Annotated in this window: 21 protein-coding genes; 11 read left to right on the forward strand and 10 right to left on the reverse strand. The window is 37.0% G+C overall.

All coding sequences use genetic code 11. The features are described from left to right. Positions 1 to 22 precede the first annotated feature (22 nt). The gene (locus tag GUB10_RS11135; RefSeq protein ID WP_193711532.1) at positions 23 to 1,660 is read left to right on the forward strand and encodes a murein L,D-transpeptidase; all 1,638 of its coding nucleotides are present in this window, start codon (positions 23 to 25) and stop codon (positions 1,658 to 1,660) included. Here GUB10_RS11135 and GUB10_RS11140 read toward each other — a convergent pair. Further along, positions 1,657 to 2,403 carry a murein L,D-transpeptidase catalytic domain family protein gene (locus GUB10_RS11140; RefSeq protein WP_193711533.1) on the reverse strand — a complete coding sequence of 249 codons (747 nt, stop codon included), beginning with the start codon at positions 2,401 to 2,403 and terminating at the stop codon, positions 1,657 to 1,659. The two genes, GUB10_RS11135 and GUB10_RS11140, sit on opposite strands and share 4 nt — an antisense overlap. A gap of 373 nt (positions 2,404 to 2,776) precedes the next feature. Here GUB10_RS11140 and gpmI point away from each other — a divergent pair, with 373 nt between their 5' ends. From gpmI to GUB10_RS11170, 6 genes are read left to right on the forward strand one after another with little or no spacing between them, the layout of a single operon-like run. Beyond that, a complete protein-coding gene (gene gpmI, locus GUB10_RS11145; protein WP_193711534.1) occupies positions 2,777 to 4,294 on the forward strand; it encodes a 2,3-bisphosphoglycerate-independent phosphoglycerate mutase in 1,518 nt (505 codons plus the stop codon). A 5-nt stretch (positions 4,295 to 4,299) separates the two neighbouring features. Then, the gene (locus tag GUB10_RS11150) at positions 4,300 to 4,833 is read left to right on the forward strand and encodes a thioredoxin family protein (protein ID WP_227740378.1); all 534 of its coding nucleotides are present in this window, start codon (positions 4,300 to 4,302) and stop codon (positions 4,831 to 4,833) included. A gap of 49 nt (positions 4,834 to 4,882) precedes the next feature. Then, positions 4,883 to 5,290, forward strand: a complete 408-nt coding sequence (locus GUB10_RS11155; RefSeq protein ID WP_193711535.1) for a BT0820 family HAD-type phosphatase — start codon at positions 4,883 to 4,885, stop codon at positions 5,288 to 5,290. 9 nt (positions 5,291 to 5,299) lie between these two features. Then, positions 5,300 to 6,124, forward strand: coding sequence for a type I methionyl aminopeptidase (map, locus tag GUB10_RS11160; protein WP_193711536.1), 825 nt, complete (start codon positions 5,300 to 5,302; stop codon positions 6,122 to 6,124). After that, entirely contained in the window at positions 6,108 to 6,671 is a 564-nt protein-coding gene (locus GUB10_RS11165) for an HNH endonuclease (protein WP_193711537.1), read from the forward strand. The genes map and GUB10_RS11165 overlap by 17 nt, the downstream gene beginning before the upstream one ends. A gap of 20 nt (positions 6,672 to 6,691) precedes the next feature. Then, entirely contained in the window at positions 6,692 to 7,459 is a 768-nt protein-coding gene (locus GUB10_RS11170; protein WP_193711538.1) for a class I SAM-dependent methyltransferase, read from the forward strand. On the opposite strand, the gene GUB10_RS11175 is transcribed toward GUB10_RS11170, so the two are convergent. The 8 genes from GUB10_RS11175 to GUB10_RS11210 all read right to left on the reverse strand — a co-directional run bounded on the left by GUB10_RS11175 (position 7,456) and on the right by GUB10_RS11210 (position 14,920). After that, entirely contained in the window at positions 7,456 to 8,469 is a 1,014-nt protein-coding gene (locus GUB10_RS11175; RefSeq protein WP_193711539.1) for an FAD:protein FMN transferase, read from the reverse strand. The genes GUB10_RS11170 and GUB10_RS11175 overlap by 4 nt on opposite strands. Positions 8,470 to 8,533: 64 nt before the next feature. Continuing rightward, positions 8,534 to 8,890 carry a Na(+)-translocating NADH-quinone reductase subunit F gene (locus tag GUB10_RS11180; RefSeq protein WP_193711540.1) on the reverse strand — a complete coding sequence of 119 codons (357 nt, stop codon included), beginning with the start codon at positions 8,888 to 8,890 and terminating at the stop codon, positions 8,534 to 8,536. Positions 8,891 to 8,938: 48 nt separating this feature from the next. After that, positions 8,939 to 10,225, reverse strand: a complete 1,287-nt coding sequence (gene nqrF, locus GUB10_RS11185; RefSeq protein WP_193711541.1) for an NADH:ubiquinone reductase (Na(+)-transporting) subunit F — start codon at positions 10,223 to 10,225, stop codon at positions 8,939 to 8,941. A 16-nt stretch (positions 10,226 to 10,241) separates the two neighbouring features. Beyond that, positions 10,242 to 10,856, reverse strand: a complete 615-nt coding sequence (nqrE, locus tag GUB10_RS11190) for an NADH:ubiquinone reductase (Na(+)-transporting) subunit E (RefSeq protein ID WP_193711542.1) — start codon at positions 10,854 to 10,856, stop codon at positions 10,242 to 10,244. A 29-nt stretch (positions 10,857 to 10,885) separates the two neighbouring features. Continuing rightward, positions 10,886 to 11,632 (reverse strand): NADH:ubiquinone reductase (Na(+)-transporting) subunit D, encoded by a 747-nt coding sequence (locus tag GUB10_RS11195; RefSeq protein ID WP_193711543.1) that lies wholly within the window; start codon positions 11,630 to 11,632, stop codon positions 10,886 to 10,888. A gap of 2 nt (positions 11,633 to 11,634) precedes the next feature. Then, positions 11,635 to 12,378, reverse strand: a complete 744-nt coding sequence (locus GUB10_RS11200) for a Na(+)-translocating NADH-quinone reductase subunit C (RefSeq protein WP_193711544.1) — start codon at positions 12,376 to 12,378, stop codon at positions 11,635 to 11,637. Between the two features lie 2 nt (positions 12,379 to 12,380). Beyond that, positions 12,381 to 13,562: an NADH:ubiquinone reductase (Na(+)-transporting) subunit B gene (locus GUB10_RS11205; RefSeq protein WP_193711545.1), complete on the reverse strand. Its 1,182-nt coding sequence runs from the start codon at positions 13,560 to 13,562 to the stop codon at positions 12,381 to 12,383. A 14-nt stretch (positions 13,563 to 13,576) separates the two neighbouring features. Then, positions 13,577 to 14,920, reverse strand: coding sequence for a Na(+)-translocating NADH-quinone reductase subunit A (locus GUB10_RS11210; RefSeq protein WP_193711546.1), 1,344 nt, complete (start codon positions 14,918 to 14,920; stop codon positions 13,577 to 13,579). 169 nt (positions 14,921 to 15,089) lie between these two features. On the opposite strand from GUB10_RS11210, the gene GUB10_RS11215 reads away from it, so the two are divergent. Genes GUB10_RS11215 through apaG form a run of 3 tightly spaced genes read left to right on the forward strand, consistent with a single transcriptional unit; the run spans position 15,090 to position 17,845 of the window. Next, the gene (locus tag GUB10_RS11215) at positions 15,090 to 16,343 is read left to right on the forward strand and encodes a DUF5103 domain-containing protein (protein WP_193711547.1); all 1,254 of its coding nucleotides are present in this window, start codon (positions 15,090 to 15,092) and stop codon (positions 16,341 to 16,343) included. Between the two features lie 30 nt (positions 16,344 to 16,373). After that, entirely contained in the window at positions 16,374 to 17,456 is a 1,083-nt protein-coding gene (locus GUB10_RS11220) for a DUF3667 domain-containing protein (RefSeq protein WP_193711548.1), read from the forward strand. 2 nt (positions 17,457 to 17,458) lie between these two features. Further along, complete coding sequence (gene apaG, locus GUB10_RS11225) at positions 17,459 to 17,845, forward strand: Co2+/Mg2+ efflux protein ApaG (protein ID WP_193711549.1); 387 nt, start codon at positions 17,459 to 17,461, stop codon at positions 17,843 to 17,845. On the opposite strand, the gene GUB10_RS11230 is transcribed toward apaG, so the two are convergent. Continuing rightward, a complete protein-coding gene (locus tag GUB10_RS11230) occupies positions 17,842 to 18,558 on the reverse strand; it encodes an NRDE family protein (protein WP_193711550.1) in 717 nt (238 codons plus the stop codon). The genes apaG and GUB10_RS11230 overlap by 4 nt on opposite strands. A gap of 139 nt (positions 18,559 to 18,697) precedes the next feature. Between GUB10_RS11230 and pruA the strand changes: the two genes are divergently transcribed. After that, positions 18,698 to 20,341 carry an L-glutamate gamma-semialdehyde dehydrogenase gene (gene pruA / locus GUB10_RS11235; protein ID WP_193711551.1) on the forward strand — a complete coding sequence of 548 codons (1,644 nt, stop codon included), beginning with the start codon at positions 18,698 to 18,700 and terminating at the stop codon, positions 20,339 to 20,341. Positions 20,342 to 20,447 lie beyond the last annotated feature (106 nt).

Consider the following 20,447-nt stretch of genomic DNA (forward strand, 5'->3'; position numbering starts at 1 on the left):
AACACTAACTTTTTCCTCTTTTATGAAGCTCCCCCATTTACTAATCCTACTTAATTTATTGTTATTGTTTTCTTGTAAAGAAGACAGGGAACCGGGAATTGAAACTTCAAAAAAGGAAGAAGCTGTAGTGGTTGAAAAATTAGCTTCGGCCGATTTAATTGCCGAAAGGTTTTCTTCCCTGCCCATAGCGGTTGGAACCGTAAAATTGCAGTTTAAGGATTTATTGGATTCTATTTACTCCAAACGCAACTACAAACCCATTTGGACAGATAGGGCACTTAGGGAAGATCTTTACCGGGGCATAGAAAGAGCTACAGAAGACGGCCTGGAACCTAAAGATTATCATTTAGATTATTTAAAAAAATCGCTCGCTAATCTCTCGGGAATAAATGATAAAGAACGTAGTTTAACCGAAATTGTCCTCACTGATGCTTTTTTAAAGCTAACTTCAGATTATAATTCGGGAAAATTAAACCCTAAAGAAATTTATGATATTTGGGGAGTAGCAACCAATAAAGTAAACCTTCAGGAGCTGTTAAATTACGGGATTGAACAAAACAATATTTTAGCGGCTATAGATTCTGTAATACCCAAACACGAGGTTTACAAAGGCTTAAAACGAAGCTTAAAAGAATACCGGGAGCTCGTAAAAACAGAAGAAAACCCGGTATTTATTTCTGAAGAAGGAGCAAGTATTAAACTAAATGAAGAAGATAGTCGAATTCCCGATATTAAAAGACGCTTAAAGCAATTAGGGTATTGGGAGCAGGAAATTGCCGATAGTCTTATTACCTACAACGACTCGCTACAAAATGCTGTAAAGGAATTTCAGGAGAAATATGGCATTGAAACCGATGGTGTTATTGGCGCAGGCACCATTAAAACACTAAATAAAACCTACCAGGATAGACTGGAACAAATTTTAGTAAACCTGGAACGCTGGCGTTGGTATCCCAAAGACCTGGGTGATCAATATATTATTGTTAATATTGCCAACTATCGTTTGCACCTGGTGAAAAACGGAGATACACTGGCTACACATCGTACTATGGTGGGCACCGAGGCCAGGAAAACCCCGGTTTTCTCTGATAGAGTAGAACATATTGTTTACAATCCAACCTGGACGATTCCCCCTACCATAAAAACTAAAGATGTCATTCCCGCAGCAACCAAAGACCCTGATTATATACTTAGGAAAAACTTTAGCATTTTTAACCGAAGTGGTCAAAAAATGAGCCCGCATGAGATAGATTGGTCTTCTTCTAAAGTAAAAGCCTATACTTTTAGACAGGAAGCGGGGCTTACCAATCCATTGGGTTTAGTAAAAATTATCTACCCCAATGAATATATGATTTATTTACACGACACACCTTCCAAATCGCTTTTCAATAAAAATTTAAGGGCACAAAGTTCGGGTTGTGTTAGGGTACAGGATGTTTTAGAGCTGGCAAAAATGTTACTAAGCGACCAACCAAAATATGACGACAAGAAAATTGAAGAAATTTTAAATTCGGGAAAAACCACTACTATTAAGATTACCCAGCAGGTAAATGTGCACCATCTGTACTGGACCGTCTGGAATGAAAACGGCAGCACCCGTTTTGTAGAAGATGTCTACAAAAGAGATGCTGCCATCTATAAATTACTCACTAAAAACTAACTATTTAATAGCGTAGATTTCTCAAGGTATTCTTTGTTATTTTTATGAATGTAAACTACCGATTCTTCTTTAATAGTATCTATAACTTCTTTAGCAATAGTGTTGGGAACCGCAGGGCAACCATAACTTCTTCCTAATCTTCCAATTTTGTCAATAAAATTTGGCTCGGCATAATCTGCCCCGTGAATTACAACATAACGCTTACGCGCATTACTATTAAAGCCTTTTTCCATACCATCTATAAAAAGTGAAAGCCCATTTCTACCATAATAAGTTTCGGCAGTAACATAAAAACCAAGTGAACTTTGCAGGGAGTTTACAGTATTTGAAAATTTGGTAGCAAACTCACCACCGGTATTTTTTCCGTGGGAAACATAAGTATTAAACAATACTTTTTTTGTTTCCATATCCATAATCCACATTCTTTTTTTAGTAGAGGAAAGACCGAAATCTATCACGGTAAGTATTTTCTTACCTACTTTTCCCTTTTCTTCTAATTGGTCATAGCCTTTTATTGCCTTTGAAAAAACCGGCATGGTAGGAATACTGATATTATTTGTAGAAAATTCGTTATAAAGATTAGCGACTTTTGCTTCAAAACTTAAATTTTTACCGTTTTCCGGAATCGAAGCAAGAACCGCTTCAGTTTTTGAAGAAGTAAGTTTAGTTTTTAAATCATCTGTGGTTGTAAAAGCGAAAGAGAAGGTTAAAACGCTAAATACAGTCAGAAGTCTATAAATCATACACGTTGTTTTATAATTAATATTCTCTTAAATTATTCCAAAGGTAATGCCAACTTACAAAATATTCTCTTTAATCTAGAAATTAAGCTTTTAGATCATAAACTTTAACATTTTACAACCTATAGAATTAATTTTCAGCACACTATATTCAAAATCAGCATTTTTTAAAGAACGATAGATAGCATAAAAAAGTATTCCAAAATAAAATATTTAGTGTTAAAATTTTAAAACTTAATGGGAGTGTGGTATTAAAAATTAGATATCAAAAGGCTACCAGGAAGATTCTAAAACAAGATTTAGGAAAACATTATTTGGGATGGGTTTAGCATACCGGCAATTTGTTTTTATCTTTATCCCCAAATTAACTAATATTATGAATAAGAAAGTCCTACTAATGATTTTAGACGGATGGGGAATTACGCAAAACCCAGACGTTTCAGCTATTGCCAAAGCAAATACTCCTTTTATGGATAATATCCTGGAGAATTATCCCCACGCCGAACTACGCACCGACGGCATGCAGGTTGGGTTGCCAGACGGACAAATGGGAAATAGCGAAGTAGGACATATGAACCTTGGTGCCGGCCGTATTGTTTACCAGGATTTGGTAAAAATTAACATGGCCGTAGAAAAAAATACCCTAAAAGATGAACCCGTATTGGAGGAAGCTTTTAATTATGCTATAAAAAATAATAAGCCTATTCATTTTATGGGGCTTTTAAGTGATGGTGGAGTACATTCCCATATAAATCACTTAAAAGGATTATTATCAGCTGCGGAAGAATTTGGTGTTAAAGAAAAATATGTACATGCTTTTACCGATGGCCGTGATGTAGACCCGCATTCAGGAAAAGCTTTTATTGAAGAAATAGTGCAACACCTGGAGAAAACGAATGGAAAATTAGCTTCCGTAATTGGACGTTACTATGCCATGGACCGCGATAAGCGTTGGGAAAGGGTAAAAAAAGCCTACGATCTTATAACCAAAGGAGAAGGCACAAAATCTACTAATGCAACAGATGCCATTGCTAAAAGTTATAAAAATAATGTAAGCGATGAATTTATAGAGCCTATTGTAATGACTAATGATGCCGGTGAACCGGTGGCTACTTTAAAAGAAAAGGAAGTAGTTATTTTCTTTAATTTCAGGACAGACCGTGGCAGGCAGCTTACACAGGCTTTAACACAGGATGACTTCCCTGAATACAATATGAAGAAAATGCCGTTATATTACGTAACAGTTACTAAATACGACGATAGTTTTGAAGGCATAAATGTAGTTTTCAAAAAAGACAATATTAAGTCTACCCTGGGGGAAGTACTGGAATATATGGGTAAAAAGCAAATTAGGATTGCTGAAACCGAGAAGTATCCTCACGTTACATTTTTCTTTAGCGGTGGTCGTGAAAAACCCTTTAAAGGTGAAAAACGCTTAATGTGCAACTCACCTAAAGTAGCCACTTACGATCTTCAGCCGGAAATGAGTGCTTTTGAAATTAGGGATAAAATTATTCCTGAACTCAAACAAGAATCGGCTGATTTTATTTGCCTGAATTTCGCCAACCCAGACATGGTAGGCCACACCGGTGTGTTTGAAGCCGCAGTAAAAGCCTGTGAAACCGTAGATTCATGTGCAAAAGATGTTGCCGAAGCTGCCCAGGAAAATGATTATTCGGTAATTATAATTGCCGATCACGGAAACAGCGAAATTATGATTAATGAAGATGGCAGTCCAAATACGGCCCATACCACAAGCCCGGTACCTTTAATTTTATTAGATAAAGATGTAAAATCTATTAAAAATGGGAAACTTGGAAATATTGCACCCACAGTCCTGAAGTTAATGGGTATTGAGCAACCTGAATTAATGACAGAAGACCCACTAATTTAAAATAAATGATCAATAAAATAATAATGCTTTTTTTGGGGGCCTTTATAGCTACCGGAGAAGTTTCAGATAATACAAAAGAATTAGAAAACACAGCCTCGCAAAAAATGCTTTTAGGTGAATTCACCAAAGCCGATTTGGAGAAAGCTCCCTATTCAAGATGGTTTACACCAGGTTACGAAAATTATGAGCCTAAAAAAAAGAGCCTAAAAATCATCAAGAAAAATATATCCAATTATGAGATTCTACTTTTTATGGGCACCTGGTGTGGCGATAGTCGTTATGAAGTACCAAAGTTTTTCAAGCTATTAGATTTAGTAGATTTTGATAGAGAAAAGCTTACAAGTATTGCGGTAAATTACAACAAAAAGGCCCCGGGCGACTTAGATGAAGAATATAAGGTTCATCGTGTGCCTACCATTATCTTTTTGAAGGATGGAAAAGAGGTAAATCGTTTTGTAGAATATTCGGTAGATAGTTTAGAAGAAGATATTGCAACCATAGTAGAAGCTAAAGAATATACAGATCCATACTCCGAATAACTGAAGCCCAAGTGCACATATTCGGGTTAATCTTATTAATTTTGCCCCTATGCCCCATTCCTTAACTATAGCCGTAGATTTTGACGGAACAATTGTAGAAAATAAGTATCCTGAGATAGGAAAACCAAAACTCTTTGCATTTGAAACGCTAAAAAAGCTACAGGAAGATGGCCATAGGCTCATTTTATGGACGTACAGAGCCGAAGATAAACTAGAGGAAGCCGTAAAGTTTTGCAAGAAAAATGGTATAACATTTTATGCAGTAAACAAAAGCTATCCCGAAGAAGTTTTGGACCGGACTATAAGTAGAAAAATCCTGGCCGATATTTTTATAGATGATAGGAATATTGGCGGCATGTGGGGATGGGGTGAAATATATCAAAGATTAAAAGACCGAAGGATTTTTAGCGAACCCAAAAAACAAAAGAAGAAATTCGGATTTTTAGGCCGATTTTAAATAACGAATATGATAATCACCAAAACCCCTGAAGAAATTGAATTAATGCGAGAAAGCGCATTAATTGTGTCAAAAACCCTGGGAATGCTTGCACCCCATATTAAACCCGGCATTAGCACCTTAGAGCTTGATAAGATGGCAGAAGAATTTATTCGTGACCACGGTGCCGAACCGGGCTTTTTAGGAATGTACGATTTCCCAAATTCGCTTTGTATGAGCCCAAATGCCCAGGTAGTACATGGTATACCCAATGACACCCCTTTGCAGGAAGGCGATATTATTTCTATAGATTGTGGTGCTCTAAAAAACGGATTTTACGGTGACCATGCTTATACATTTGAAGTTGGTGAGGTAAAACAAGAAATAAAAGATCTCTTAAAAACTACTAAAGAATCACTTTATGTAGGAATAAGGGAGTTTAAAGCAGGAAACCGGGTAGGAGATGTTGGTTATGCCATTCAAAAGTACACAGAAGACCGTGGCTATGGTGTGGTAAGGGAATTGGTAGGGCACGGCCTTGGAGCTACCATGCATGAAGATCCTGAAATGCCAAATTATGGAAAACGCGGAAGAGGAAAAAAATTTATAGAAGGAATGGTTGTAGCCATTGAACCTATGATAAACCTCGGAACCAAAAGAATTAAACAATTACCAGATGGCTGGACTATTTTAACAGCCGACAATAAAGCCAGTGCGCATTTTGAACATGATGTGGCGCTAGTAAATGGCAAACCACAATTATTATCTACCTTTGATTATATTTATGAAGCTTTAGGGATTGAAAGTGATGAAGAAGATGAGTTTAAAGCAAAAGCCCATGATAAAGAATTATAGGGGCGAAATATGGAAAAAACTCCATAAAGAAGAATGGCAGGATCGTTTTGTGTACGAAGTATCTAATTATGGAAGAATAATTAGCTACGTGCAATACCCGGAAGGAGAACTAATAAATGGAGGCCGCACCAATGGCTACACCAGCTTTTCTCCCAGACTGCAAAACGGAAAGCACAAAGCCTACTATGTACATCGTATTGTAGCTGAACTTTTTCTTACAAAAAAAGAAGAGCACAAATATGTAATTCATAAAAACTTTAAGAAAGACGACAATCGTGTAGAAAACCTGGCCTGGACCACGCCAGACGAATGGGTAAAACACCAGCATAACAGCCCATTGGTAAAAGAAAATAAACGAAAAAGAAAGTTACGTCAGGTAGTAACCTATTCTAAACTCACCTATGCCCAGGCAGTGGTTCTAAAAAAGAAACTTTTAGATCCTAAAAGAAAAACAAGAATTAAGGTATTGGCTAAGCAGTTTGGAGTTTCAGAAATGCAACTTTATCGTATAAAATCTGGTGAAAACTGGGGTGACATTAAAGTATAAACCGCTTTATAAATCTTTAAATGAGTAAACTTTTTAAAGTAGTTTTAAATACTGTACCCCGCCCTGTCCTAATAAAATTAAGCTATTGGGTAAAACCATTTTTTAAGTATTTGCTTCGCGGAAGCAAATATACCGATCCTATAGACGGCAAAAGCTTTTCTAAATTTTTGCCCTATGGGTATATCAAGCAGCGTGAAAATGTACTTTCCCCCTCTACCCTTTCCCTGGAAAGACACCGCCTACTTTGGCTTTATTTAAAAAATGAAACTGATTTTTTCAGTAAAGACTTTAAAGTCTTACATTTTGCACCCGAGCAGGCGTTTTATAAACGCTTTAGAAAGCTTAAAAACCTGGAATACACCACAACCGACTTAAATTCACCTTTAGCCGATGTAAAGGCAGATATTTGTGATTTGCCTTTTAAAGAGAATGAATTTGATTTTATTCTCTGCAACCATGTTTTAGAACATATTCCAGACGATAACAGGGCCATGCAGGAACTTTACAGGGTCCTAAAACCAGGCGGTACAGCTATACTTCAAATTCCGCAGGATTTAAATCGGAAAAATACTTTTGAAGATAATTCTATTACTGATAGAGAAGAACGGGAACGTATTTTTGGGCAATACGATCACGTAAGAATTTACGGCAGAGACTATTTTGATAAATTAAGAAACATTGGTTTTAAGGTTGAAGAAGTTGACTATACCAAACAATTATCTGCTGAAACAATAGATAAATACCGTCTTGCCAAAGGAGAAGTTATTCCGGTTTGTTATAAAAATTAATCTTCTACCAAAGCTTCCTTAAATCCGTTTGAAGTAAAAACCCGAATACTTTTCGCATCATCTACATAAATAAAATACACATCTACATTATCAAGTTCTTCCAGCATTTCTAAAGATTTTTCATAGCCTAATGCCATAAAAGCGGTGGCGTAGCCATCGGCCAGGGTACAGTTTTCAGCAAGTACAGATGCGCTAAGCAAATTGCTTTTTTCAGCTTTGCCGTTTAAGGGATTTATAGTGTGTACATAGCGATTCCCCGTAAGACTGTCTATTCTGAATTTTCTATAATTTCCTGAAGTTGCCATCGCACGGTTTTTAAGCGCAAGAACAGTTTGTAAAGTTCGTTCAGCATCCGTTTGCTCCGGATTATCTATTGCTACCATCCAGGGAGATTCTCGCTCTAGATTTTGCCCTTTGGCAACCAACTCTCCTCCAAGTTCAATAAGATAATTTTCCACGTTATTTGCATCCAAATATTCAGCAATAACATCTATGGTATATCCTTTGGCTATCGCATTAAAATCTATAAAAATTCGTGGATTTTCTTTTTTAATCCTGTTCGTCTCGGTTAAGCTTATCTTTTCAAAACCTACAAATTCCCTTATAGAATCTAAAACGGTCTGGTTTGGCTCATTTAGCGGCTTATCTGGCCCAAATCCATAAGCATTTACCAAACTACCCACCGTTGGATCAAAATAGCCCTTGCTTTCTTTAAAAATCTGTTTAGAATAGTTGAATACATTTTTGAAATGAACATCAACTTCCACATCTTCACCAGTATCATTAATACGGGAAATATCAGAATCACCCCGGTAGGTGCTCATTGAAACATTTATTACTTCAAAAATAGAATCTAAAGCCTTTTCGATATTAAAATTTTCCGAAGAAAAATATTTTACCTGGTAGCTTGTTCCAAGGGCATTTCCGGTATATGTATTTGCCTGGGGGGCCTTATTTTTACAGGAAATGAGTAGAAAAATAAGAAGTAAGGGAAAAATTACGTTTTTCATTTATAAAAAATTGAAGAAATAGAATGCCACGAATATGTTATATTAAATAGTGCGCATGATACGCTTAAATTTCCTGCCAGCCTTCATAATTAACCACATAAGCTTCGCCATGCATCACAGGTTTTTCATAATCGGCAGAATTGGCAAGCCCCACTCCTGCATAAAATGTTCTGGCTTTAAATTTTATAGCATGGTCTTTAATAGATTGCAGGAATGCCATATCATACTCTTTGGGGTTATGTGGGTATTCTATTGCACGAACAATTACAAAATGAAGTTTTTTGTTTTTTAAAGCGACGAATTGTGGGTCTTTTTGTATTTCACTATTCACCCCAAGAAATTCATAGCCCTGTTCTTCAAGTTCCTTACCCACAATATTCATTGCAAGATTATGTAACTCCTGATCATTTAATTTCGCCATAGTGCAAAAATAAAAAATCCCGCTGTAAAAAGCGGGATTCTGTTTTTATTAACCTCCAAAATCATCAAACCTGATATTTTCCGGCGGCATTCCGAAATCTTCACCCATTTTCTGAACGGCTTTGTTCATTAACGGCGGTCCACAGAAGTATAATTCAATATCTTCCGGCTCTTCGTGATGACTTAAATAATTATCTATTACAACCTGGTGAATAAAGCCAACGAATCCATCTCCTTCATCGTCCAAACTTTTCTTCACTTTCCAATTGTCTTCCTCCATAGGTTCAGAAAGCGCAAGGTAGAAACGGAAGTTCGGGAAATCTTTTTCCAAAGCTCTAAAGTGCTCTATATAGAATAATTCTCTCTTAGAACGCCCACCATACCAATAAGTAACTTTTCTACCGGTTTTAAGGGTACGGAACAAATGGTAAAGGTGAGAACGCATTGGCGCCATCCCGGCACCACCACCTACATAAAGCATTTCTGCTTCACTATGGTTAATAAAGAATTCTCCATAAGGACCAGAGATAATTACCTTGTCTCCTTTTTTCCTTGAGAAAATATAAGAAGAAGCTATCCCCGGGTTTACATCCATCCAGGTATCTTTTGCTCTATCCCATGGCGGCGTGGCTACACGTACGTTAAGCATAATCTCACGTCCTTCAGCCGGGTAAGAAGCCATAGAATAAGCTCTTTCTACTGTTTCAGGGTTTTTCATTACCAGTGGACGAAGTTTAAATTTATCCCACTCTGCCTCAAACATATCTGGTGTATCGTGTTCTTCAGGGTGAGCAGTGATATCCATATCACTAAACTTAACCTCACACTTAGGAATTTCAATTTGAATATAACCACCGGCCTTATAATCCATATCTTCAGGAATTTCAACAACAAACTCCTTAATAAAAGATGCTACATTATAATTTCTAACTACGGTAGCTTCCCATTTTTTAATTCCGAATACTTCTTCCGGAATGGTGATTTTCATATCCTCTTTCACCTTTACCTGGCAACCCAATCGCCATCCCTGTGCGATTTCTTTACGGGTAAAATGTGGCTCTTCGGTAGGAAGGATAGCACCGCCACCTTCTTTTACGATACATTTACACTGTACACAGGTTCCACCACCACCACAGGCTGAAGGTAAAAATAGTTTATTATCTCCTAAAGTTGAAAGCAATGTTCCTCCAGAACCTACTTCCATATCTTTTTCCCCATTTACATTAATGGTTACCGGGCCCGAAGGTGCTAATTTCGCCTTTGCTCCCAGCAACACAGAAACCAAAATGAGTATCAATGCTAAAAATACTACTATACTTGCTATAATAACTGTCATAATCTTTCTTTTGCGATTATAATTTAATTCCCATAAAACTCATAAATCCTAGCGCCATAAGTCCGGTGATTATAAATGTAATCCCCAAACCTTTTAATGGAGCAGGCACATTAGAGTAGGCTATCTTCTCTCGAATAGCTGCAATACCAAGAATTGCCAGGAACCATCCAATTCCACTACCAAACCCATAGGTTACAGCTTCTGTTATAGCTCCAAAATCTTTTTGTTGCATAAAAAGCGAGCCTCCAAGAATAGCACAGTTTACAGCAATAAGAGGTAAGAAAATACCTAGAGCACCATATAAAGCAGGAGCGAATTTTTCAACAATCATCTCTACTAATTGCACCATAGAAGCAATTACAGCAATAAACATGATAAAGCTTAAAAAGCTAAGGTCTACATCGGCATATTCTGCGCCAAGCCATTGCAAGGCTCCCGGTCTTAACAGGTAGTTATCCAGCAAGTAGTTAATTGGTACCGTAATAGTAAGTACGAAAATTACCGCCGCACCTAATCCAACAGCTGTTTTCACGGTTTTTGACACTGCTAAATAGGAACACATCCCTAAGAAGTAGGCAAAAATCATATTTTCTATGAAAATACTTCTAACAAATAAGTTTACTAATTCCATAATTTAATTTTATTAAAGCTGTTGTGCTTTTAGTTCTCTTCTATTAGTTTACGGTTTCTGGCTCGTTGTACCCAAATTAGCAATCCAACTACAATTAGTGCCATTGGGGAAAGTAACATAAGCCCGTTGTTTTCGTAGCCTAAAGCGTATAAGCCTGTTGAATCAGCAAGCGTTGCTGCTTTATGTCCTAAAACCTCATAGCCAAATAACTTACCTGAACCTAAAAGTTCACGGAAAAATGCTACGATTATAAGAATTAAACCATAACCTGCGGCATTCCCTACACCATCAAGGAAAGATTTGTAAACTCCGTTTCCTAAGGCAAAGGCCTCCAAACGTCCCATCACAATACAGTTGGTAATAATAAGCCCAATAAATACCGAAAGCTGTTTACTTACATCATAAGCATAAGCTTTAAGTACCTGGTCTACCAAAACCACCAGTGATGCCACTACCACAAGTTGCACAATAATTCTAATTCTACTTGGAATTAAGTTACGCAGCATAGAAACAATAATGTTACTAAATGCCATTACAAATACCACGGCAATAGACATAACCACAGCCGGTTCTAATTGTACTGTAATTGCCAATGCCGAACAAATACCCAATACCTGTACTGTAATTGGGTTGTTATCGTCTAAAGGATCTGACAATAATTTTCTATTACCTTTAGAAAGGAAATGTTCTTTCTCTTCTGAACTAGATAGAAAAAGGATCATATCTTTCTTCTTGGCTTCCTTCGCTTCTGAAATATTTTTTTTCTCTGTAGCCATAATTACTTAGTTGCAACTTTAATTTCTGTTTGCTGTTTGAAGTAAGGCAGATAACGTTGAAGTCTTTCAGAAATCATATCAGATACTCCGTCTCCGGTAATCGTAGCCCCAGAGATAGCATCTACCTTATTATCGTCTTTATCTGAAGGATCTATATCCCCTTTTACAACAGATACACCAATTAAATTACCATTACTATCAAAAATTTTCTCGTTTGTAAAACTCTCTTTAAACCATTCTTTGGTAATTTCTGCACCTAGACCCGGAGTTTCACCAAGGTGATCGAACGTAGCACCTTTAATGGTGTTTACATCGTCTTTTAAAGAAATATATCCAAAGATAGCATTCCAAAGTCCGTTACCTCTTAAAGGAACGATATAATATTTAGATCCTTCGTAATTTGCGATATATAACGGATAGTTTTGTTCCTCTACAGGTCGTTTCAGCTCTTTGGCCAAATCTACCGTAAAAGCATCTACATCTTCTTTTACCTCTCCATTTTGATCCAGGGTTAATGCTTCAGTAATATATTGATTGTAAAGCTCTTCAGCTCCTGCTCTATCGGTTTCAACTCCAATAGTAGCTAGAATACTTTGCATTTTTTCCTGGCGAACGTTCTCTTTTTGAATAGGCTGGAGCGAGGTAGCTGTAAAAGCCAGTACCGAAGCTACAACCAACACCATAATCACTGCAAAAAGAAACGTATAACCGTTACTATTTGTCTTATTTACTGATTTTTCTTCCATAACTAAACTGCTGTTTTTACCTGTGTCTTAGCGGATTCAATTCTCTTTTTTCTACGTTTGATATTCGACTGAATTACGTAGTGATCTATCGTTGGCGCAAATACGTTCATTAACAAGATTCCCAACATTACCCCTTCTGGGTATGCAGGGTTAAACACCCTAATCATAACCGAAAGAAAACCTATTAAAAACCCATAAATCCATTTTCCTTTCATAGTCTGCGCAGCCGACACAGGGTCTGTAGCCATAAACACAATACCAAATGCAAGACCACCAATAATTAAATGACCGTACCAAGGAAAGTTTGTAAGCTCATTACCTGCAACCCCCATTGAAGGAAGGGCGTTGAATATTAGTCCCATAACCGCTGCACCAATAAACGCACTTAATATAATTCTCCAGCTTCCTACTTTTGTTAATATTAAAAGCAATGCTCCTAAAAGAATAAAAAGTGTTGAAGTCTCAGCCACCGATCCCGGAATAAACCCATAGAACATATCCATCATGCTATAACTTGCATTTTCCCCGGCAGCTAAACTACCAAGAATTGTTTCTCCCGAAATAGCATCTACGGTACTTGCTTCGCTAACCCAAACCTGGTTACCAGACATATAAGTTGGGTAAGCAAAAAAGGCAAAGGCCCTTGCTGTAAGTGCCGGGTTAAGAATATTCATTCCAGTACCTCCAAATGCTTCCTTACCAACAAGAACTGCAAATACTACAGACAATGCCAACATCCAAAGTGGAAAATCTACAGGCATAATCATTGGTATTAGCAATCCTGTTACCAGATAACCTTCGTTTACCTCATGCCCTCTAAAGATTGCAAAAGCAAACTCGATACCTAATCCAACCGCATACGAAACAACGATCATAGGTACGATTTTCAATGCCCCGTGAGCAAATGCGTCCCAAAAGGTAAAATCACCACCTAATTGAGTGAAGTGTTGGTAACCTGCATTCCACATCCCAAAAATAAGCGCTGGAATAAGGGCAAGTACCACAGTAATCATAGTACGTTTTAAATCTACTGCGTCACGAATATGAGCTCCTTTTTGCGTAGTATGATTTGGGGTAAATAAGAAAGTATCGATAGCATTTACTGCAGGCGCATACTTCTCATATTTTTTCCCTGGCGCAAAAGGCTCTTTTATTTTATCTAATTTTTGTCTAATCCATTCCATAATTCTACTGCTTTTTAACCTACTTCAGTAATCATTAAATCCAAACCAAGACGAATCACATCCTGAATTTCTATCTTGGACGTATTCACATACTCTACTAAAGCAAAATCTTCCGGAGCTACTTCGTAAATCCCAAGATTTTCCATCTTTTCAATATCACCGGCCATACAGGCTTTAATTAGCTGCATAGGATAAATATCCATAGGCAAAACCTCTTCCATTTCACCGGTTACCACAAGTGCTCTTTCCTCTCCATTCAAATTGGTAGTAGGCTTAAACTTCCTGTTTGGAAACAACCATGACAAAGAAGTTTTTGAATTTGAGTGTATATTGTTATAGGTAAATGGTAACCAACCAAAGGCCCTATACTTATTTCCTTCCGGAATAAGTGTTACTTCGTTCGAAAAGAAACTTATGTGTTGATTATAGGCTATTTTTAATCCGGTAAGGACATTCCCAGAGATAATACGTACATCTTCATCAACCTTTTGAATAAGATCCGAAACTTCAGCTCCAATTTTTGTTGAAAAATACTTACGATTAGTAGCTTCACTACCTGTTACGGCAACGGTTCTATCAGCAATATAATTTCCTGTTAGAAAAACATTACCTATTATACTCACATCTTCAGGTTTTACAGTCCAAACCCTATCCCCTTGATTAATTGGGTCTATTTCATGAATTTGAACTCCAACATTTCCTGCAGGATGTGGTCCTTTTACATTATGCAGCTCAACCCCTTCAATATCCTTTAAATATTGAGCAGAACTGGCATCTACTCCCAGATGCACTTTACCCGGCGTTAGCTTTTTAAGCGCATTTATACCTTCCTGAAAAGCAGCTAACCTGTCTTTTAAAATAAAGCCCCAATCTGGAGCTAAAGGGGCAGTGCTTACCGCAGAAATAAAGATAGCTTTTGGCGTATCTTTAGGATCAGCTACGATATCGTAAGGCCGTTGATTAATAAATGCACCACAACCACTTTCTAAAATGCGTTGTTTTACAGCTTCAGCATCAGATGAAGCAGCGTCCATTTTTCCAAAATCTTTGTAAGTGTCTTCCGGATCGGCCTCTATAATTACTTCCATGATTTTACGCTTTTCACCACGCTTAATTTGCTTAAGCACGCCACTTACAGGACTGGTAAAACGTAATTCATCGGTGTATTTTGAGAAGAAAAGTTCATCGCCGGCGAGGACCTTAGCCCCTTCTTTTAAAACCATTTTTGGTACCAAAGCGTGAAAATCTGGCGGTTTAATTGCGTAGGTTTTAGACCTTGGAGCTTTTACAAGCTCTTTTTCCGCTTCCCCTTCTAATCTTAGAGATAATCCTCTTTTAATTCGAATGCCTTTTGACATAGGATGGAGTGTATGTTAAAAATTTTTGTTTTGAGTGGTGCAAATTTAGGAATTTAAACCACACTTTTCCCATGAAACCAAAGATTTTTAAGCATTTAAAACTGTTAAAGTGAAATGTTAAAAATTATAGAATAATATTTGTACTTACATTTGTGCAGATTCTATTTTAATGAAAACTACTCTATCAGTCCTATTCCTACTCATTACATCACTGGCAATAACCGCCCAGGTTGCACAGGAAACGCTTCCACCAAACTATATTAGAAGTATTCAACTATCAGGACAGGACAAAAACACCTATGGAAACCCTGTCTTAAAATTGGGAGAGTCTTTAATTTTAGAGTTTGATGATATTATTGGTGATGAAGCCGATTATTATTACACCATAGAACATTACAATTACGACTGGTCCCCCACGCAATTGGCAAAAAGCGAATATTTACAGGGTTTTGACAATATAAGAATTTTTAACTATCTAAATTCCTACAACACACTTCAGGCATTTTCCCATTACAAGCTAGAGATCCCTAATGACGATACCGGGGGTTTTAAAGTAAGCGGAAATTACATGATCAAAATCTTTAACAGTGAAAAAGAGTTGGTTTTTTCCAGGAAGTTTATGGTTTACGAAAATTTAGCCCAGGCCAAAATCAATCTTAGACGCTCAAGAAACCTGGAGTTTATAAACGAAAAACAAGTAGTAAATTTCACTATTGAATCTCCGGACTTACTACTTAAAAACCCAGAAAACAATGTAAAAGTCCTTATTACCAAAAACCACAACTTAAAAACAGCAATTAAAGACATTGAGCCCCAATACACCATAGGCAATGATTTGGTATACCGTTACGATGCCAAAACGGCATTTTGGGGCGGCAATGAATATATTCAGTTTGACAATAAAGAACTAAGAGCCTCTACCGCAGATATTAGCCAGGTTGCATTAAAAGATTTGTATCATCATTATTTATTTACAGATCGTACCAGGTCTAACGAACCTTACACCTACAACCCCGATATTAACGGCCAATTTCTAATAAGAAGCATCCCGGCAGAAAACCCTTCCATTGAAGCCGAGTATGTTTGGGTGCATTTTAAACTTGAAAATTACTCAGATTTAAACGGAGGTGAAGTTCATATTTATGGAGCTTTTAATAATTTTAATTTAGAAAAAAGTACTCGCCTTACTTACAACAAAAATTCTGATCTTTACGAAGGCGTAAGACTTTTTAAACAAGGATTTTACAATTACAAATATGTCTTAAAACGCACTGACGGAACAATTGATGAAGGTTTCTTTAGCGGTAATTTTGATGAAACCGAAAACTCCTATCAGGTTTTGATTTATTATCGAAGCCCGGGCGCCAGATACGACCGATTAATAGGCACAGCAACAGCGAATTCTACCTCAATTACAAATTAAGAGCCTAACCAACTCAACTCCTCATAAAAAATGGCAAGCAATAGATTTGATCTTAAATATAGGGGCACCAAATGTTTAAACTGTGAATTCCCATTAGATAAAAGTGATAGGTATTGCCCAAATTGCGGACAATCAAATAGCACCAAAAAATTAAAATTCGACGATTTTTTTTCTGAATTTTTTTCAGGTCTACTAGCTTACGATTCCCGCTTTCAAAGAACTTTACGGGTATTACTATTTTCCCCGGGAAAAATCTCAAAAGACTATATTAGAGGAAAGCGAATGTGCTACGCAAACCCTTTCCGATTCTACTTAAGTTCCTCGATTATTTTCTTTTTAATTTGGGGTTTCACTAATTCTTTTGACAACATTCAACCAATCCCTGATGCCGATGAAGTTGCCCGGGAAATTGAAAAAGATAGTATAGATGCAAATATACCCAAACTCGTAGCCACCCCTATGGGCAACCTGAATTTAGACTCAATTACCCAGAAACAAAAACAACGAAATTTAAAATCCTATAAAGAAATTTATGTCCCTTCCGGAGAACTGGACACCCTGAGTTATTTGAAAGCAGGAAATAAAAAATTCAACATCTTTTCGCGGTTTTATAAAGAAAAATCTATAAGAAGTGCAGAAACTGCCATGGACAGCCTTTCTTATCCACAAACAAATTACAATCATTGGTTATACAAAAAAGCAGTAGACTGGAACACTGTAAAAAACAATCCCGGACTATTCTTTAATTACTTTGTCAACAAATTACCTTTTATCATCTTCTTTTACTTACCGGTATTCGCATTATTCATCTGGCTCTTATATGTAAGAAGGCCTTTTAATTATATGGAGCATTTAATTTTTGCTTTTCATGTACAAACCACCTTTTTTATAGTTTATGCCCTGGCGTTATTATTGGATTATGTTTCCGGGAACTGGGCATTTACTGTTGCAAACCTGATTTTCCCCTTCTATTTATACAAGGCGATGCGTAATTTTTATGAACAAAGGCGTGTTAAAACCATTGTAAAGTTCGCACTCCTAAACTTTATATTTTTTATTTTAGCAGGAGTTGCAACAATTATTTCGATACTGGCATCTTTTGCAATTTATTAATTATGGTTCAACAAGTTACAAGAGGAATAAAGATTTCGGTTAAAACCAACTTTGAAGGCACGCTATTAAGAAGCCCAGACTCTCGTTTTGCTTTTTCTTATCATATCACCATAGAAAATCAAAGTAACGACTCAGTGCAATTAACTTCTCGCTTTTGGGAAATAAAAGACGCCCTAAATCATACCGAAATTGTAAAAGGCGAAGGAGTTATAGGCCAAAAACCGGTTTTAAAGCCCGGTGAATCACACACCTACCAAAGCGGCTGCCTTCTAAACTCGCCATTTGGTTCTATGAGCGGATATTACAATATGGTAAGCTTCACTTCAACCCAAAAATTTAAAGTAAAAATCCCAACCTTTAAATTAAGCGCTCCTTTTGCTGTAAATTAAAGTCCCTGAAATTCTTTAATTTCAAGCCGATCTTTCTCGAGATCTTCATATTTAAAAGTCAACTTCCCTGACATAAATTCTATTTGAGAGATACTTTTGGTCTTCACAAACCCCCTATCCATAATTAAACCCACCTCTTTATTATTCTCTCCTGCAGCATGATGAAAGTCCCATATATTTTTAGCTGAAAGATTTTGCCTGTTCTGAAAGTCTTCAAACCAGGTCTTACGAAGATCTTTCATTTCCGAAGTATATAATGGAGATGAAGACCAAATTTGTGGTTTTAAAGGTAATTTCTTAAAATGCTTCTGGCTGGCATCCCACACAAATTCAGCAAAAAATAATTCTGAAGACCAATCTACTATCACTACTGTAAAAGGCTCTATATCTTTTAAATTATAGTCTTGTATTTCACTTTCAATATTACCGGCAACAAGCCAATCTATTAGGACCAACCCCCTACTCTTTCTGTAGTAATTTTGCCGTTTATGCGAAACATAACCTCCATTCATTAGGCATAAAACCCTTCTTCTCTGGCTTATACCAATCCAACTACCACCAGCTACCGCATCTTCAGGAAAAAGCAATTTCTGGTCTGCCAGGGTTCTAAATTTCGGCATATACGTTTCTCTTTTACTGGCTTCATCCCTATTAGATGTTAAAACAAAGCCATTTTTATTTCTAAAATGCGGCGTAATACTAATTGTGCACATAAATTTTTCTTAATAAAATTACTGCTTTCACTAAAATAGTTAAGCTTTCTTAAATGCTCATTTAGAGTAATTAAAAATCACCTATTTTTTTTAACTTTAGACACACAAAATTTAAAAATCCAAAAAATACAAAATAACTATGGGAAAAGGTTTTTTTCACGTTCCAAAAGCGATTAACGAACCAGTAAAATCTTATGCTCCGGGCACCCCGGAAAGGGAAGAAGTTTTACTCACTTATAAAGATCTTTGGAACGCTAACACAGAAGTTCCTCTATATATTGGATCTGAGGAAATTAAAACCGGAGATACCAAAACCATTAATCCTCCTCACGATCATCAACACCAGGCAGGTACTTACCATCTAGCCCAAAAGAAGCATGTTGAAAAAGCTATTGAAGAAGCACTGGAAGCCAGAAAGAAATGGGCAAAACTTGAATGGGAGCAACGTGCTGCCGTTTTCTTAAAAGCAGCCGATCTTATCTCGGGACCATATAGGCAAAAAATGAATGCCGCAACTATGATAGGCCAGTCAAAAAATATTTACCAGGCCGAAATCGATTCAGCTGCAGAAATTTGCGACTTTTTACGCTTCAATGTAGAGTTTATGAGCGAACTTTATAATGAACAACCAATTTCTTCTGATGGTAACTGGAACCGCGTAGAATATAGACCTCTTGAAGGCTTTGTATATGCTATCACTCCATTTAACTTTACAGCTATCGCCGGAAACCTTCCTTCGAGTGCTGCGCTTATGGGAAATGTAACGGTTTGGAAGCCTAGTGATAGCCAGATGCTTTCTGCACAGATATTGATGGAAGTTTTTAAAGAAGCCGGTGTTCCCGACGGAGTTATTAATATGGTTAACGGAGATCCGGAAATGGTAACCGATACTGTTCTTGCCAGCCCAGATTTTGCCGGAATTCATTTTACCGGAAGCACCGATGTCTTTAAAGGTATTTGGGAAAAAGTTGGAAAAAATATTAGAAACTATAAATCTTATCCAAGAATTGTAGGAGAAACAGGAGGAAAAGATTTTATCCTTGCTCATCCAACTGCTAATCCAAAACAAGTTGCAACCGCTATTTCCCGAGGTGCATTTGAATACCAGGGGCAAAAATGTAGTGCTGCTTCAAGGGTTTACCTTCCTAAAAGCCTTTGGCCAGAGATAAAGGATTTTGTTGTAGAGGATGTAGAATCTTTTAAAATGGGATCCCCAGAGGATATGAGCAACTTTATCAATGCAGTTATACACGAGGCTTCATTTGATAAACTCGCAAGTTATATTGATAAAGCTAAAAAAGACGAAAAAGCCGAGATTGTGGTTGGTGGAAATTACGACAAATCTAAAGGGTATTTTATCGAACCAACTGTAATTCTAACCACAGATCCGCATTATACCACCATGGAAACCGAACTTTTTGGTCCGGTTGTAACCATCTATGTGTATGACGACAAGAACTTTGACGATAAAAAATGGGTAGATATTTGTGAAACTGTAGATAACACAAGTATGTATGCGCTTACAGGAGCAATTATATCAGGAGACCGTTATGCCGCCGCAAAGGCAACCGACCTACTGCAAAATGCTGCCGGTAACTTCTACATTAATGACAAACCCACAGGAGCGGTTGTTGGCCAACAGCCCTTTGGAGGTGCAAGATCCAGCGGAACTAACGACAAGGCAGGCTCTAAAATGAACCTGATGAGATGGATTTCTGTGAGGCTCATTAAAGAAACTTTTGTTCCGGCCACCGATTACAGATATCCTTTTATGGGAGAATAATTTGTAAGAAATATAGTTCACCAATTAAGAGTCGCAGCAAATAATGTTGCGACTCTTTTTTTTTATTTTTTTTCAAACTTTCTAAACTACAAATAGCAACTAAAGG

The sequence above is a fragment of the Salegentibacter sp. BLCTC genome (genome assembly GCF_015143665.1).
Lineage (GTDB): Bacteria > Bacteroidota > Bacteroidia > Flavobacteriales > Flavobacteriaceae > Salegentibacter > Salegentibacter maritimus.